18 protein-coding genes are annotated in these 13,879 nt (G+C 73.4%); 10 read left to right on the top strand and 8 right to left on the bottom strand.

Translation table 11 applies throughout. From position 1 onward, the window contains the following. The first annotated feature begins 63 nt into the window (after positions 1–63). From ABTZ54_RS16900 to ABTZ54_RS16910, 3 genes are all read left to right on the top strand, one after another. Complete coding sequence (locus tag ABTZ54_RS16900; RefSeq protein WP_351663446.1) at positions 64–486, top strand: roadblock/LC7 domain-containing protein; 423 nt, start codon at positions 64–66, stop codon at positions 484–486. Positions 487–546: 60 nt separating this feature from the next. Further along, positions 547–1,635, top strand: coding sequence for a DUF6397 family protein (locus tag ABTZ54_RS16905; protein WP_351663449.1), 1,089 nt, complete (start codon positions 547–549; stop codon positions 1,633–1,635). 75 nt (positions 1,636–1,710) lie between these two features. Beyond that, positions 1,711–3,258 (top strand): ATP-dependent DNA ligase, encoded by a 1,548-nt coding sequence (locus ABTZ54_RS16910; RefSeq protein ID WP_351663452.1) that lies wholly within the window; start codon positions 1,711–1,713, stop codon positions 3,256–3,258. An 18-nt stretch (positions 3,259–3,276) separates the two neighbouring features. Here ABTZ54_RS16910 and ABTZ54_RS16915 read toward each other — a convergent pair whose 3' ends face one another. Next, positions 3,277–3,807, bottom strand: coding sequence for a DUF6328 family protein (locus ABTZ54_RS16915; protein WP_351663455.1), 531 nt, complete (start codon positions 3,805–3,807; stop codon positions 3,277–3,279). A gap of 64 nt (positions 3,808–3,871) precedes the next feature. On the opposite strand from ABTZ54_RS16915, the gene ABTZ54_RS16920 reads away from it, so the two are divergent. The 4 genes from ABTZ54_RS16920 to ABTZ54_RS16935 all read left to right on the top strand — a co-directional run bounded on the left by ABTZ54_RS16920 (position 3,872) and on the right by ABTZ54_RS16935 (position 6,759). After that, positions 3,872–4,273 carry a hypothetical protein gene (locus tag ABTZ54_RS16920; protein ID WP_351663458.1) on the top strand — a complete coding sequence of 134 codons (402 nt, stop codon included), beginning with the start codon at positions 3,872–3,874 and terminating at the stop codon, positions 4,271–4,273. Positions 4,274–4,511: 238 nt separating this feature from the next. Next, entirely contained in the window at positions 4,512–5,300 is a 789-nt protein-coding gene (locus ABTZ54_RS16925) for a polysaccharide deacetylase family protein (protein ID WP_351663461.1), read from the top strand. 398 nt (positions 5,301–5,698) lie between these two features. Beyond that, the gene (locus tag ABTZ54_RS16930; RefSeq protein ID WP_351663464.1) at positions 5,699–6,391 is read left to right on the top strand and encodes a hypothetical protein; all 693 of its coding nucleotides are present in this window, start codon (positions 5,699–5,701) and stop codon (positions 6,389–6,391) included. Beyond that, positions 6,388–6,759 (top strand): peptidase inhibitor family I36 protein, encoded by a 372-nt coding sequence (locus tag ABTZ54_RS16935; protein ID WP_351663467.1) that lies wholly within the window; start codon positions 6,388–6,390, stop codon positions 6,757–6,759. The genes ABTZ54_RS16930 and ABTZ54_RS16935 overlap by 4 nt, the downstream gene beginning before the upstream one ends. A gap of 217 nt (positions 6,760–6,976) precedes the next feature. Here the strand turns inward: ABTZ54_RS16935 and ABTZ54_RS16940 are convergent, their stop codons facing one another. The 5 genes from ABTZ54_RS16940 to ABTZ54_RS16960 form a co-directional block, all read right to left on the bottom strand. Continuing rightward, on the bottom strand, positions 6,977–7,714 hold the full coding sequence (locus ABTZ54_RS16940) for a rod shape-determining protein MreC (protein ID WP_351663470.1): 738 nt from the start codon (positions 7,712–7,714) through the stop codon (positions 6,977–6,979). Positions 7,715–7,817: 103 nt separating this feature from the next. Further along, a complete protein-coding gene (locus ABTZ54_RS16945) occupies positions 7,818–9,005 on the bottom strand; it encodes a globin domain-containing protein (protein WP_351663473.1) in 1,188 nt (395 codons plus the stop codon). A 74-nt stretch (positions 9,006–9,079) separates the two neighbouring features. Next, positions 9,080–9,571, bottom strand: a complete 492-nt coding sequence (locus ABTZ54_RS16950) for an RrF2 family transcriptional regulator (protein ID WP_351663476.1) — start codon at positions 9,569–9,571, stop codon at positions 9,080–9,082. A 52-nt stretch (positions 9,572–9,623) separates the two neighbouring features. Next, entirely contained in the window at positions 9,624–10,340 is a 717-nt protein-coding gene (locus ABTZ54_RS16955; protein WP_351663479.1) for a hypothetical protein, read from the bottom strand. Between the two features lie 203 nt (positions 10,341–10,543). Beyond that, complete coding sequence (locus ABTZ54_RS16960; protein ID WP_351663482.1) at positions 10,544–10,945, bottom strand: SHOCT domain-containing protein; 402 nt, start codon at positions 10,943–10,945, stop codon at positions 10,544–10,546. A 165-nt stretch (positions 10,946–11,110) separates the two neighbouring features. Between ABTZ54_RS16960 and ABTZ54_RS16965 the strand changes: the two genes are divergently transcribed. Beyond that, positions 11,111–11,557, top strand: coding sequence for a DUF6325 family protein (locus tag ABTZ54_RS16965; RefSeq protein WP_351663485.1), 447 nt, complete (start codon positions 11,111–11,113; stop codon positions 11,555–11,557). 5 nt (positions 11,558–11,562) lie between these two features. Continuing rightward, positions 11,563–11,946, top strand: coding sequence for an SHOCT domain-containing protein (locus tag ABTZ54_RS16970; protein WP_351663488.1), 384 nt, complete (start codon positions 11,563–11,565; stop codon positions 11,944–11,946). A gap of 41 nt (positions 11,947–11,987) precedes the next feature. Here the strand turns inward: ABTZ54_RS16970 and ABTZ54_RS16975 are convergent, their stop codons facing one another. Next, a complete protein-coding gene (locus ABTZ54_RS16975; protein WP_351663491.1) occupies positions 11,988–12,443 on the bottom strand; it encodes a peroxiredoxin in 456 nt (151 codons plus the stop codon). A gap of 34 nt (positions 12,444–12,477) precedes the next feature. Next, positions 12,478–13,056: a PadR family transcriptional regulator gene (locus ABTZ54_RS16980; RefSeq protein WP_351663494.1), complete on the bottom strand. Its 579-nt coding sequence runs from the start codon at positions 13,054–13,056 to the stop codon at positions 12,478–12,480. A gap of 268 nt (positions 13,057–13,324) precedes the next feature. Here ABTZ54_RS16980 and ABTZ54_RS16985 point away from each other — a divergent pair, with 268 nt between their 5' ends. Continuing rightward, the gene (locus ABTZ54_RS16985) at positions 13,325–13,810 is read left to right on the top strand and encodes an SRPBCC family protein (RefSeq protein ID WP_351663497.1); all 486 of its coding nucleotides are present in this window, start codon (positions 13,325–13,327) and stop codon (positions 13,808–13,810) included. Positions 13,811–13,879: the final 69 nt, after the last annotated feature.

Genomic DNA, 13,879 nt, shown 5'->3' on the forward strand with positions numbered 1-13,879 from the left:
CCCTGTCCACGACAGTGCGTAAGGCTGACAGGTGACACGCACCAACAGGGGGAGGACCACACAATGGCGTTGGACCGAGGACTCGACTGGCTTCTCGACGATCTGACCGGGCGGGTCGATTCCATACAGCACGCGCTGGTGCTGTCGAACGACGGACTCGTCACCGGGGCGAGCGGTGGACTGGCGCGGGAGGACGCGGAGCACCTCGCCGCGGTCTCCTCCGGTCTGCACAGCCTCGCCCGTGGCTCCGGCCGGCACTTCAAGGCCGGCCGGCCGCGGCAGACGATGGTCGAGTTCGACGAGGCACTGCTCTTCGTGACGGCGGCGGGGGACGGCAGCTGCCTGTGCGTCCTGAGCGCCGCCGAGGCCGATGTCGGCCAGGTCGCCTACGAGATGACGCTGCTGGTGAACCGGGTGGGCGAGCACCTGGGCGTGGCGGCGCGGCAGCCCGGCGGCGAAGTTATCCACAGGCCGAGCGAAGGGTAGTCACTGTCGGTTACGGTCATCACCGAGAGTATTCACGACTCGCGGGGGAGGACCGACCGTATGACCACGCAGGACCGCACCACGGAGTACCACAGCAGCACCACGAAGGAGAACGGCTCGCAGCCGGTGACGCCGGGGCGGGCGGCGGAAGAGCTGGGACTGCGGCGCGACGAGTTCCAGCTCGCCGTCCAACTGGGCATCGTCCGCACGGTGCCGGGGACGGCGACGGGCCCCGCGTCCGTCGTCGGCCCGGACGGGACCGGCGGCGGGACACGCCGACGCGTGCAGCGGAGCGAGATCGAACGGCTCAGAGCCGCCCCCGACTTCCCCGCGGGACTGCGCGACCGGGTCCGCGTCGTCGGCGCGACGGAGGGCGCCGGACTGCTCGACGTCACCCGGGAGCGCTTCACCAGACTCGCCAGGACCGGGCACTTCAGCCCCCTGCGGTTCTACGTCAACCGCTACCGGATGGTCGTCTGGCTCTACCCGGCCGCCGAGCTGGCCGAGTTCGCCCTCAACCACCCCGGGCTCCTCACCGGCCGCCTCCCGCTCGACGTGCGCTCCAGGGCCGAGGGGTACGAGGACTGGCGGCCGCGCAACTGGCGGGCCCGGCGGCTCGGTTCGCTGCTGCGGGCGAGCGACGACCCCTGGGTGCGGACGGCCGCCATCGCCTCGCTCCTCGACCCGCTCCAGCTCGCCGAGGTCGTCGACGACCCGTACGAGCGCGCCTATCTGGACCGGCTCCGCCCCGGCCCACCGGCATGGCGCCCGACCGGCCCGACCGCCCGCGAGATCGCCGACCGGCTGATGCTCGCCGACGACCCGGACGAGATCCTCTGGCACCGGATGAGCCTCGCCCTCGCCCTGGACGAGGCCCGCGCCGACCGCCAGGCCCCGCGCCCGGACGGACTTAGCGGACCGGCCGTGGCTGTGGCCGTCGCCGCCGCCGTACGGCCTGAGGCGGATCCGGTGCGCGGGGACACCGGCAGCGGAGCCGTGGCCGCGGGTCCCGGGCCGGGAACAGGACCAGGGCCGGGACCGGGGCCGGGACCGGGGCGACCGGCGGGCGTCACCCGGCCTCCCGGGAGGCGGATCCGACGCGGGCTGCTCGACCGGCTGCGCAGGCGGAGGGAGGTGGGGCGCCGCTAGGGCGGGTCGGTGGGCTGTCGTCGCTCGCGCCCGGTCCGGGGTGCGGAGGGACGGTGGCGCGGGCACGATGGGCGCATGCTGCTGGCCCGGGTCGCGGAGGTGTCGGGGCAGGTAGCGGCCGCCTCGGCGCGGTCGCGGAAGATCGGCCTGCTGGCTGAGCTCTTCGCGGAGGCCGCGCCCGAGGAGAGCCCGCTGGTCATCGCCTATCTCTCCGGACGGCTTCCCCAGGGGCGGATCGGGGTCGGCTGGAGCGTGCTCAAGCACGTCGTCCCGCCGGCCGTCGGGCCCGCCGCGCGGCCGACGCTGACCCTCACCGGCACCGACGAGGTGATGACGGAGCTCGCCGCCGTCTCCGGCGCGGGAGCGCAGGCGCGGCGCGGTGAGCTCGTGCGCGGGCTGATGGCGGCCGCGACCCTCGCCGAGCAGGAGTTCCTGATCCGGCTGCTGTCCGGGGAGGTACGCCAGGGCGCCCTCGACGCCATCGCCCTGGAAGGGGTCGCCCGGGCAGCCGGCGTGGCGCCGGAGGAGCTGCGGCGGGCCGTCATGCTCGAAGGGTCGCTGCCGAGCGTGGCGAGGGCGGTGCTCGCCGAAGGCGGCGCGGTGCTCGGTGCGTTCACCCTGCGGGTCGGCCGCCCCGTGCTGCCGATGCTCGCCCACACGGCGGGCAGCGTGACGGAGGCCGTCGGCGCCCTCGGGCCCTGCGTCGTGGAGGAGAAGCTGGACGGCATCCGCGTCCAGGTCCACCGCCTCGGTGACCGGGTCCGGGTCTACACCCGCTCCCTCGACGACATCACCGACCGGCTCCCCGAGGTGGTCGCCGTCGCCCTGGAGGCGCGCGGCGACGGGCTGGTCCTGGACGGCGAGGTCATCGCGGTCGACCCCGCGAGCGGGCGGCCGATGCCGTTCCAGGACATCGCCTCCCGGGTCGGTTCGCGTGTCGATGTGGCCGGGGCGCGGGCCGCGCTGCCCCTGTCGCCCGTGTTCTTCGACGTGCTCGCGGCGGACGGCCGGGTGCTCGTCGACCTGCCGGGGGAGGAGCGTCACCGGGTGCTCGCGCGGCTGCTGCCGGAGCCGCTGCGGGTGCGGCGCAGCGTCGTCGCCGACCCGGCGGAGCCCGGCGCGGCCGAGGCGGCCGAGTGGTTCTTCCGGGAGGCGCTCGCCCGTGGCCACGAGGGCGTGCTGGTCAAGGCGCTGGACGCGCCCTACGTCGCGGGGCGCAGGGGGCGCGCATGGCTGAAGGTGAAGCCCGTGCACACCCTCGACCTGGTCGTGCTCGCCGCCGAGTGGGGCCACGGGCGCCGGACCGGGCTGCTGTCCAATCTGCATCTGGGAGCCAGGGCCGCCGACGGCACGTTCGTGATGCTGGGCAAGACCTTCAAGGGGCTGACCGACGCCATGCTTCGCGCGCAGACCGAGCGGCTGGGCGAACTCGCTGTGTCCGACGACGGTTTCACGGTGCGGGTGCGGCCCGAGTTCGTCGTGGAGGTCGCCTATGACGGGCTCCAGCGGTCCACCCGATACCCGGCCGGGGTGACGCTGCGGTTCGCCCGTGTCCTGCGCCACCGCCCCGACAAGAGCGCCGCGGAGGCCGACACCGTGGAGCGGGTCCTCGCGGGGGACTGAGCCTCGGGCGCCGTGCGGTCAGCGGCGGTCCGCCGTGTGGCGGTGGCGCACCCAGAGCGGCAGGGCGAACCAGCACAGCAGGTACCAGAGGAACAGGCACCCGACCAGCCAGGGCACGTACGTGGCCCCGGTCGCGACCCGGAGCACAAGCAGCAGGGCGGCGGTCAGGGTCGCGAGGAGGAGCAGGAGCCCGACGAGGATCAGCCGGGAGGTCCAGGTCACCGCCCGCGGCTTGAGGCTCCGTCCCGCGACCATCCGGTGGAAGGAGACCGGGCCGATCAGCGCCCCGATCGCGGCGGCGGCCAGCGAGACGGTGACGACGTAGATGGCCCGGTCGGTGTCGGAGAGTTCCGCGAAGCGGGGCGTGAAGACGACCGTCAGGAGGAAGCCGAAGAGGATCTGCACACCGGTCTGGGCGACCCGGATCTCCTGCATCAGCTCGCCCCAGCGCCGGTCCGCCCGCTGCTCGGACGTCTCGTCGCGCCCACGGGCCGGTCCGTCGCCGTCCGGCCGCGCGGGTCCCGTCGGCCCAGCCGCTCCTCCCGCCACGTGTCCTCCCGTGTCGCTCCCCTCCACCGTGGCACGAACCTCGCGGGACGCCCTGTCGGGAGGCATGCTGGAAGCGGGACAGGAGGAGATGAGCGACGTGTACGACTTGCACATCGACACCGATGTCACCGTGCAGCTGAGCGACTGCTGCCGGGAGGACGCCCAGGCCGTCTTCGAGGTCCTCGACCACACCTACCAGCTCGAGGACATGACGGCACCGGGCCCCAAGGCGGCCACCGGGCCCGCCACCACCGTCTGGATGGCCACCTTCGACACCGCGGGCGGCCGGCGCGAGGAGACCCCGCCGGTCCACCTGAGCGCCATGGTCGGCGCCACCCTCACCGGCGGCTACCACGCCGTCGACGAGGTCGAGAAGGTGCTGGCGCGCACCTTCGCCATCCAGTCCCTGCAATCCGTCTCCGGCGACCAGGAGACCGAGGCGCGACTCCTCCTCGCCTCCCGCTGACCCCACGACCCGACCCCATGACCTGACCCCACGACCTCCGAGCCCCCGGGCGGAGCGGACGGGCGCCGCCCGGGGCCGTCGCGCGCAGCAGGCCCGTGCAAGGGAACGGAGCCGGGCCGGGACCCCCTCGACCGGGCAGCTATACACCGTGTGTAGAGTTCTGGCTGTGCCGCAGGGCCCCGCCATGACCGCCGTGGGCCCCGGCACTCGAACCATTTTCGGGGAAAGCGGGTTGCTCATGTTCCGAACCACGACGGGCCGACGCCGGGGACCGGCTGTCGCCCTCCTCGCCGCGGCTTCGCTGGTCCTCACCCTCGCCGGCTGCTCCGCCGACACCGTCACCCCCGGTGACGCACGGGGCGGCGCCCAGGCGGACCTCAAGGCGGGAGGGCCGGCCGGCGGCGTGGACTGCGCCAAGGTCAAGTGCATCGCGCTGACCTTCGACGCCGGGCCGGGCAAGGACACGCCCCACCTCCTCGACGTACTCAAGGAGAAGAAGGTCCCCGCCACCTTCTTCCTCCTCGGCAAGAAGCACGTGGACCGCTATCCCCAGGTCGTGAAGCGGATCTCGGACGAGGGGCACGAGGTCGCCAACCACACCTGGACCCACCGGATCCTCACCGACCTGGACGCCGCGCAGGTCCGCGACGAGCTCTCGCGCACCCAGGACGCCATAGCGAAGATCACCGGTCGCAAGCCCACCCTCATGCGCCCGCCGCAGGGCCGCACGGACGACACCGTCGCCGACGTGAGCCGCGAGCTCGGGCTCGCCCAGATCCTGTGGAGCATCACGGCCAAGGACTACTCCACCACCGACTCCGCGCTCATCCGCAAGCGTGTCCTGGAGCAGGCGCACCGCGACGGCATCATCCTGCTCCACGACATCTACGACGGCACCGTCCCGGCCGTCCCCGGGATCATCGACGAGCTCAAGCGGCAGGGCTACACCTTCGTGACCGTGCCCCAGCTGCTCGCCCCCGGAAAGGCCGCGCCCGGCACCGTCTACCGCCCCGAGAAGGACGACTGAGCGCCCGGCGCCGCGGAGCGGGGTGTCAAAAGGGGTGAGGTGACTCACATGCGGCACACGGGACACCGCGGAACAAGAGATGAAGGTTTACCGTTCATCATTGTGTGACGGTGAAGGGGCCCGGTGCCCTAGGTCCCCCGCCATGGCGCGACCGCCCTTCCCCTGTCACGGCAAGAAAGCCCCGGTTGGAATCCCCCGTCCAACCGGGGCTTTGTCGTACCCGCCGCACGCCCCGCGGGCGACCCCCTGACGGCGTGCGCTCCGGCGCGTTCGACCCCTTCGAGTGAGTCGCGCGAACGCCTCGCATGGCCCGCCCGGCACCGGGCATTGATCGCCACGAACGGCGGCGACCACGCCGCCGGACCACGCCGATCAGGCCCGCCACCAGGGGGAATCTCTTGCGCCATGGAATCCGCCGCGCACTCGTGACGGCCGCCGCCGCCCTCGTGCTGGCCGGCTGCGCCACCGTCCGGCCCGGCCCGTCCGCCGGCGCTACGCGGCAGGAGCAGGACCGGCTCCTCAAGACCGTCGAACAAAGCCTCGTCGTCGACTGCCTCGGCGACCGCGGCCTCACCCTCACCACCAGGGCCCGCGCCCCCGCCGAGGACCGCCGGCTCCAGGTCGCGCTCTTCGGCAGCGACCCCCGCGAACTCTCCCTGACCCTCACCAGTGGGCTCACCGTCACCGCCAACAGCGACGGCTGCGTCGCCACGGCCCGCGCGAGCCTCTACGGCGACCAGATCCGCTGGTTCCACGCCCAGGTCACCGTCGACAACCTGCGGGCCGAGGCGCAGGCCCGCATGAAGGACGACCCCGCGCACCGGGCCGCCCTCGACCGCTGGACCCGCTGCGCCGCACCCGAGGGCGTGCCCCGCGAGGGCCGTCCCGCCCCGGCCCTCGCCGACCGCTGCTCCCGCGAGAGCGGCCTCGCCGACGTACGGGCCCGGCTGGAGCCCGTCGAACTGGCCGCGGTGCGCACCCTGCACCACGACCAGGTCACCACCTACGAGCAGTTGCGCGCCCGCGCGCTGCGGCGGGCGGCCGAGCTGTCCGCGACGACCACCACGACGAAAGGCAACGACGCTTCATGAAGCGATTCCTCGGCTCCACCGCCGCCGCCGTGCTCGCCCTCGCCGGCGGGCTCGCGCTGACCGCCCCGGCCGCCGCCGCCGAATGCCCCTCCGGGGAGTTCTGCGTCTGGCAGGACGCCAACTTCGGCGGTCAGCGGGCCAACTGGAGCGGCGACGACGGCTGGTGGGAGAGCTGGATCGCCGACACCGACTCCTCCTGGGCCAACCACGGCATCTCGGGACCGGGCATCAAGGACTACGTCCAGGTCTACGAGAGCGCCTGGCAGGGCGGCTCGATGACCATCTGTCTCGCCCCCGGCCAGGAGGTCGGGTACGACGGCGCGGCCAACGACCGGGGCGACTCCCACACCTGGGCCACCGGCTGCTGAACCCGGCCGCCGAGGTCCGTGGACGCGCCCGCGCCCCGCATCGCCGGACGTACCGGGGAAGCGGGGCGCCGCGGTGGGGCCGGACGTTCCGTGGCCGCGACAGCCGGCGACGCTGAGACGGTCTGGGGCCGGAAGTTCCATGGCCAGCGACAGCCGGCGGCGCCGAGACGGCCCGTGGTCCGCCAGCTCGTGGCCCGACGGTCCGTGGCCGCTGCGGTCAGCGGCCCCCCGCCGCCCCCGGGTGCCGCAGCGCCGAGGAGAGCAGCAGGCCCGCGCCCCGTACGGTGCTCGTGGCCGGGTCGTTCGCCAGGCACAGCCGGGCGCCGAGGAGCAGCGCGAGGCGGCTGGTCAGATCGAGCCGCAGTGCGCCGCCGCCGGTGACCAGGACACCGCGGCCGAGCGCCCCGCGGACCGCGCCCGTGGAGTCCCGCCGCCACAGCTCCCCGACCATCTCCGCGGCCGCGCGCACCACCGCGCCCGGCGAATCACCGGCCGCCGCGAGGTCGTCGAGGCCGACCTCGGCAAGCCGGGCGTCCTGGACCATGCCGTCGACGAGGAGCGTGACCTCTGTGAGCTCCGCCCCCAGATCGACCACGAGCAGCGGACCGCCGCCCGAGGGGCCCGCGTAGGCCGCGGCGGCCCGGGCGCTGTTCACCGAGACGACCCGCGCGGGGCCGAGCCCGGCCACCATCCGGCGGGCCTCCTCGCGCTCCGCCGGTCCGGCGAGGACCGGGTGGCAGAGCATCACGACGGCCTCGTCCATCGCGCCGCCGAGCGCCGAGGCCGCGACCTCGCGCAGCAGCCGCTGGTGCGGGGTCGCGTCGGTGACCCGCCCCCGCCGGACCGGACCGCTGGGCACGTCCGCGAGGACTCCCGCGCCGGGCGCCCACACCCGGGTGCGGGAGCTGCCGATGTCCAGGGCGAGCCCGCGAACCGTCTTCTGCGCCGTACCCATCCGCCCGCTCCTGCCGCTGATCATGAGGTGATTTAGCGGCATCACTATGCAATATCCGGGGCGATAACGCCATGCCCCATCGGATTGCAGGCCCTGTGCCCGGTCAGGCCTCGGTGCCCAGCCACAGGTCGGGCCCGAAGACCTCGTAGTGCACCGCCGCCGCCTCGACCCCGCCGGAGAGCAGGTCGCCGCGCACCGCGCGCATGAAGGGCAGCGGGCCGCAGAGGTACGCGGTGACGTCCCGCGGCAGGTCAAGCGCCCCGACCTGGGCCCGGCCGCGCTCCGCGTCGGCGGTGCCCGGCTGCTCGTACCAGAGGTGCAGCGAGCCCTGCGGCAGCGCGTCGACGAGGCGCCGCAGCTCCTCGCGGTGCGCGTGGCTCGCGGGGGAGCGGTCGGCGTGGACGACGGTCACCGGGCGCTTCGAGCCGGTGGCGACGAGGTGGTCGAGCATCGCCAGCATGGGCGTCGAGCCGATGCCCGCGGAGGCGAGCAGCAGCGGCCCCTCGCCCTCGGGGAGTACGAGGTCGCCGAACGGGGCCGAGACGGTGACCCGGTCGCCGACGGCGGCGTGCGCGTGCAGCCAGGACGAGACCTCGCCGGCCGGGTCGCCGTCGATCCGCTTCACGGTGATCCGCCATTCGGGTCGGCCGGGGGCGCTGGAGAGGCTGTACTGGCGGATCTGCCGGGCGCCGTCCGGGAGCGTGACCTGGACGCTGACGTACTGGCCGGGCCGGAACGTCCCGGTCGGCCGCCCGTCGACGTGGCGCAGGACGAAGGAGGCGGTGTCGGCGGTCTCGGCGCGACGCTCGGCGATCTCCATCGGCTGCCACACCTGGCCCTCCGCGACGCCCTGCTCCTGGTAGAGACGGGCCTCGATGGCGATGAGCGCGTTGGCCATCAGCCAGTACACCTCGTCCCAGGCGCGGGCGACCTCGGGGGTCACGGCCTCGCCGAGGACGCCGACGATCGCGGCGAAGAGGTGCTCGTGGACCACCTTGTACTGCGCGGAGGTGACACCGAGCGAGGCGTGCTTGTGGGCTATCCGGGAGAGCATCACGTCCGGGCGGGCCTCGGGCTGGGCGAGCAGGGCCCCGGCGAAGGCGGCGATCGAGCCGGCCAGCGCCTTGCGCTGGTCGCCGGTGGCCTGGTTGCCGCGGTTGAACAGGTCCCGCAGCAGCTCGGGGTGGGCGGCGAACAGCCCCGCGTAGAACCGTTCGGTGATCTCGTCGAGTGCTCCGCCGACGGCGGGGAGGGTGGCACGGACGACCGGGGTGGCCTGCTCGGACAGCATGACGGCTCCATAAGTGGTAGATGATCTACGTATTTAAAAGGCTGTGGAACCCCCGCGGGTCACGCGGGGGACGATCAGTCGGTGGGGCCACCCGCGGGCCGCCCTGGCGGCCCGAGCGGCCGGGACGGCGCCGACGGTCCGGACAGGGCGATGAGTACCGGCCCGGTGGGGGGCTCGACCAGCTCGGCGACCGTCAGGGGATCGAGGGTGCGGTAGAAGGCGTCCTGGGCCTCGCGCAGCGCGCCGCGCAGGCGGCAGGCCGTACGCAGGGGGCAGGGTGGATCGCCCTCGCAGGCGACGACCTCCTCCTCGCCCTCCAGGGTCCTGGCCAGCCAGCCCACCGAGGAGCGCCGGCCGAGATCGGTCAGCGTCAGCCCGCCGCCCCGGCCTCGCCGGGCCTCGACCACGCCGAGGTGCTGGAGGCGCGTGACCACCTTGGCCATGTGCGCGTAGGGGACGGCCATGGACTCCGCCACCTCGCGGGTGGTGGGGGAGTCGTCCTGATCGGAGACCGCCAGGCGCATCACGGCACGCAGCGCCAGGTCGGTGAATTTCGTCAACCGCACGGAACGACCGTATCAAAGGCGTATTTCGTATACGTATTAAGGGGGTGGGTCTTCAACCGTGCCGCTTGTGCCGCCGCCACACCCACCAGCCGCCGACCGCCATCGACGCCGTGAACAGGGCGATGCCGAGGACCGGCCACTGCCGGTCCGCGATCCGGGCGTCCGTGAGCACGACCACCGCGAGGGCCACCAGAGGGACGAGCAGAGACAGTACGGCCCGCAGCGACGCGACCACCAGCGCCGGATCCAGCCGGCCCGAGCGACGCGGAAGACGCGCACCGGAGTAGAAGAGCGTCGCCCTGTCCGCGACCCGGGCCGTGGAGCGGTAGTACGAGAAGGCCAGATAGGGCAGCCACACCAGCGGGGCGACGAGGCCCACCAGGAACACCACGGCGACCAGCGCCCACAGGCCCAGCCGTACGAGAAGCCCGGTCCCGCCGTCCGAAGGGGTGACGAGCCCGAGCAGCCGCGCCATCCGCATGACCAGTTCCCACAGGGCGCCGATCCGCCCCGGCCGTCGCGCGGCCGGGGCCTGCGGGGCGGCGAGTCCGGCCCGCGCGGCCTCGGTGTCCTCGTACACCCCCTGGAGGACCAGCAGTTCGGCGGTCCGCTCGGGGGTGGAGGGATCCCGGCCCTCCAGGGCGGCGAGCTCCAGCATCATGCGCGCCTGTGACAGCAGCGCCGCGCAGAACGCGACCGGGATGAGCACCAGGAACGGCCCGCCCACGAACGCGCCCTCGGACGTCGCCGCCCGGCTGCCGCGCGCCACGATCCGGGCGCGCAGCTGGTCCGGCGTCTCGTCGGGGTGCTCCGTGCGCAGCCGCTCGACCGTCCGGCCGGCCCCGTGGCCCAGCCGGCGGGTCGCGAAGTCGGCGAGGAGTTCCGGCAGCCGCCCCGGCTGCGCGGTCGCCGCGCGCAGCAGGGAGCGGGAGAGTTCGGAGGGAGCCTCGGGCTCCTCGCCGTCCGTTCCGGTCAGGACAGGACCTTGGCCTTCGCCTTCTCGAACTCCTCGTCCGTGATGGCTCCCTTGTCCTTCAGCTCCGACAGGCGCGCCAGTTCGTCCACGCTGCCGCCCTTGCCGTCGCCTCCGCCGCCCGCGGTCTTGCGGATGTAGTCCTGGAAGGCCGCCTCGCTCGCCTGCGCCTGCTTCAGGTCGCGCTGTCCCATTCCCTTGCCGCGGGCGATGACGTAGATCAGCACGCCGAGGTAGGGCAACAGGATGCAGAGGATCAGCCAGCCGGCCTTGCCCCAGCCGCTGAGCTCGTGGTCGCGGAAGATGTCCGTCACGATCTTGAACAGCAGGAAGAGCCACATGATCCAGAGGAAGAACCAGAGCATGGTCCAGAAGAGGTTGAGCAGGGGGTAGTCGTCCATGCCTGTACTCCGTTTCCCGCAGACCTGGAACGGCCTGACGTGGAAGCGAGTCTCGCCGACCCCGGGCCGTCCCGCATGTCGTGGCCGGCTCGGGGTGCGGGCCCCGCGACACCGTGTTCGGATGGGCGGGCGTAAGCGAACAGCACTCGTATGTGAGGGAGTCACATGGGGCCGGTGGAATGTCTGGTGCTCGCCTTTCCGGGGGAGCGGCTCAAGGTCCCGGCGGTCACGGCCATCGCCGACCTGCGCAAGGCGGGTCAGGTACGGCTCATCGACTCGCTGATCGTCACCAAGTCGGCCGCCGGTGAGGTGTCCAGCTCCGAACTCGTCGAGTACGAGGAGTACGAGGACGCGGCCGCCGAGATCGGCCCCGAGGCCAACCTGCTCGGTCCTGAGGACGCCGCCGAGGTGGCCGAGACCCTCGAACCCGGCTCCTGCGCCCTCATGCTGCTCGTCGAGCACGTCTGGGCGGCGCACGCGGCCGAGGTGATCCGGGAGGCCGACGGGTATGTCGCCGGACGGGTGCCCATTCCGCACGCGTTCGTCGAAGAGGCGCACGCCGCCTACCGCGATGCCGTCACCGCGGCCGCTGCCGCCGCCGTAAGGAGCTGACCGGGATGTTCATGCGTCGTCGCCCCCTCGTCCGCCCGGTCGTCCGGCCCGCCGGAGCCCCCCTGCTGCGCGGCGCGCTCGTCGGCGGTGCCGCCTACGCGGCGGGCCGCAGCGCCGCGCGCAGCTCCCGTCGCGAGCAGGACCAGGAACAGGCCATCGCCGACCTCCAGGCGCAACAGGCGGCCCAGGCGGCCCAGGCGGCTCAGCCGGCCGCGCCGCCTCAGCCCCAGCAACCTCCGCAGCCCGCGCAGCCGGTCGCCGCCGCCGCGCCAGGGGGCGCCCAGCCCTCGGTCATCGACCAGTTGACGCGGCTGGGCGAGCTCGCGCAGCAGGGACTGCTGACCCCCGAGGAGTTCGCGGCGGCCAAGGCCAAGCTGCTCGGCGTCTGACCCGGGCCCGGTGGGACGCGGTGCTCGGCGCGTGCGCGGGCTCAGCGCCCGCGTGACCTGAGCGCCGCGAGCGCCCGGTCCGCGTGGGCGCTCATCCGCAGTTCGCTGCGCACGACCTCCAGCACCTTCCGGTCCTGGTCGATCACGAAGGTGACCCGCTTGGTCGGCGCCAGCGAGAAGCCCCGCTTCACTCCGAAGCGGTCCCGGACCGCGCCCTCGGGGTCGGCGAGCAGGGGATAGCCGAGCGAGTGGCGGTCGGCGAACTCCCGCTGCCGCTCCACGGCGTCCGTGCTGATGCCGACGGGACTCGCCCCGGCCGCGCGGAACTCGCCCGCCAGGTCACGGAAATGGCAGGCCTCGGCGGTGCACCCCGGGGTGAGCGCCGCCGGGTAGAAGAAGAGGACGACGGGCCCCTCGGCCAGCAGGCCGGAGAGGGAGCGGGGCGTCCCCGTTTCATCCGGAAGGGTGAAGTCCTCGACGATGTCACCGACGTTCATGGGCAGCGACGCTACCGCACGGTAGCCACGGCCGTCACCGTTCCTGGCGCACCGGTACCGAGGCCTCGCGCGCGGCGAGGACCGCCAGGACCCGCTCGCCCCAGCGCAGGTTCTCCTCCTCGAAGGCCCGGCCGCGCATCAGCGTGAGGTACGGGCCGACCCGCTCGGCCTCGCGCAGATAGGTCTCCTCGTCGCGCCCGTCCAGCAGCCACTCGCGCAGCCGCTCGTAGCGCGCGATCTTGCCGCGGGCCCACTCCATCCGATACCGCACGTGCTCGCGCACCGCGGCGGTGTCGCCCTCGTCGCAGGCCTGCACCTGCACCATGAGCTCATCGCGTACCGCCGTCGGCTTCGGCGGGTGCGAGGTGTAGGCGACGAGGTCCCGGCGGCCCGCCTCGGTGAGGGTGAACACGCGCTTGTTGGGGCGCCGTTCCTGCTCCACCACGCGGGCCGCGATCAGACCGGCCTCGGAGAGCCGGTCGAGCTCGCGGTAGAGCTGCTGCGGCGTGGCCGCCCAGAAGTTGGCCACGGACACGTCGAAGAGTTTGGCCAGGTCGTATCCGGACGCCTCGCCCTCCAAAAGGGCCGCCAGGACCGCGTGCTTGAGAGACATCCGGACAAACTAGCAGTTCGTCCAATAGTTTCCTCCGCACCTATTCACCGGTGAAAGTGCTGGTGGGGGGCGGGGTCCAGGCGGCGTGGCGCAGGACCATCGAGCGGGTCGGCGGCGGCCGGCGCGTGGCCGCCGTGCTCCGGTGACGTACGGCCGAATGGCTGCCCGTCGCGGTGCGGCGCGGGCGTCGGCGGGAGAAGCTGCACTATCCGGAGGCCGACCCGGTCGGCGCCCCCGCCGACCTGACGTCCGCAATGGAGCAAGCCCGATGGACAGCAACGCGTTCGTCTACACGACCTACATCCGCACCACCCCCGACGAGGTGTGGAAGGCGCTGACCGAGCCCGACCTCACCCGTCGTTACTGGGGCGTGGCCTTCGACACCGACTGGACCGAGGGCTCCGCCATGGTCTGGGACGAGGCCGGCCGCAGGACCGCCGACCCCGAGCAGGTCGTGCTCACCGCCGTGCCGGGCCGCCGGCTCGCCTACACCTGGCACACCTTCACCCCCGACTGGGCCGAGGCCGTCCGGATCGACCCGGCGACCTACGCCCGCCTCGCCGGGGAGCGTCGCTCCAAGGTGACGTTCGAGATCGAGCCCGCCGGGGACATGGTGAAGCTCACCGTCGTCCACGACGACCTGGAACCCGACGGCACGATCCGCGGCTTGATCGGCGAGGGCTGGCCCGCCCTGGTCTCCAGCCTGAAGTCCCTTCTGGAGACGGGCGAGGAACTGCCCGAGGTCCCGCGCTGACCTCGGGGCGCCTCTCACCCGGCCCCCGGCTCCGATCCCGGGTCCGCTCCCCGGTGCCGTCCTCCGGAA

This window comes from Streptomyces sp. NPDC094032 (assembly GCF_040303965.1).
Classification (GTDB): domain Bacteria; phylum Actinomycetota; class Actinomycetes; order Streptomycetales; family Streptomycetaceae; genus Streptomyces.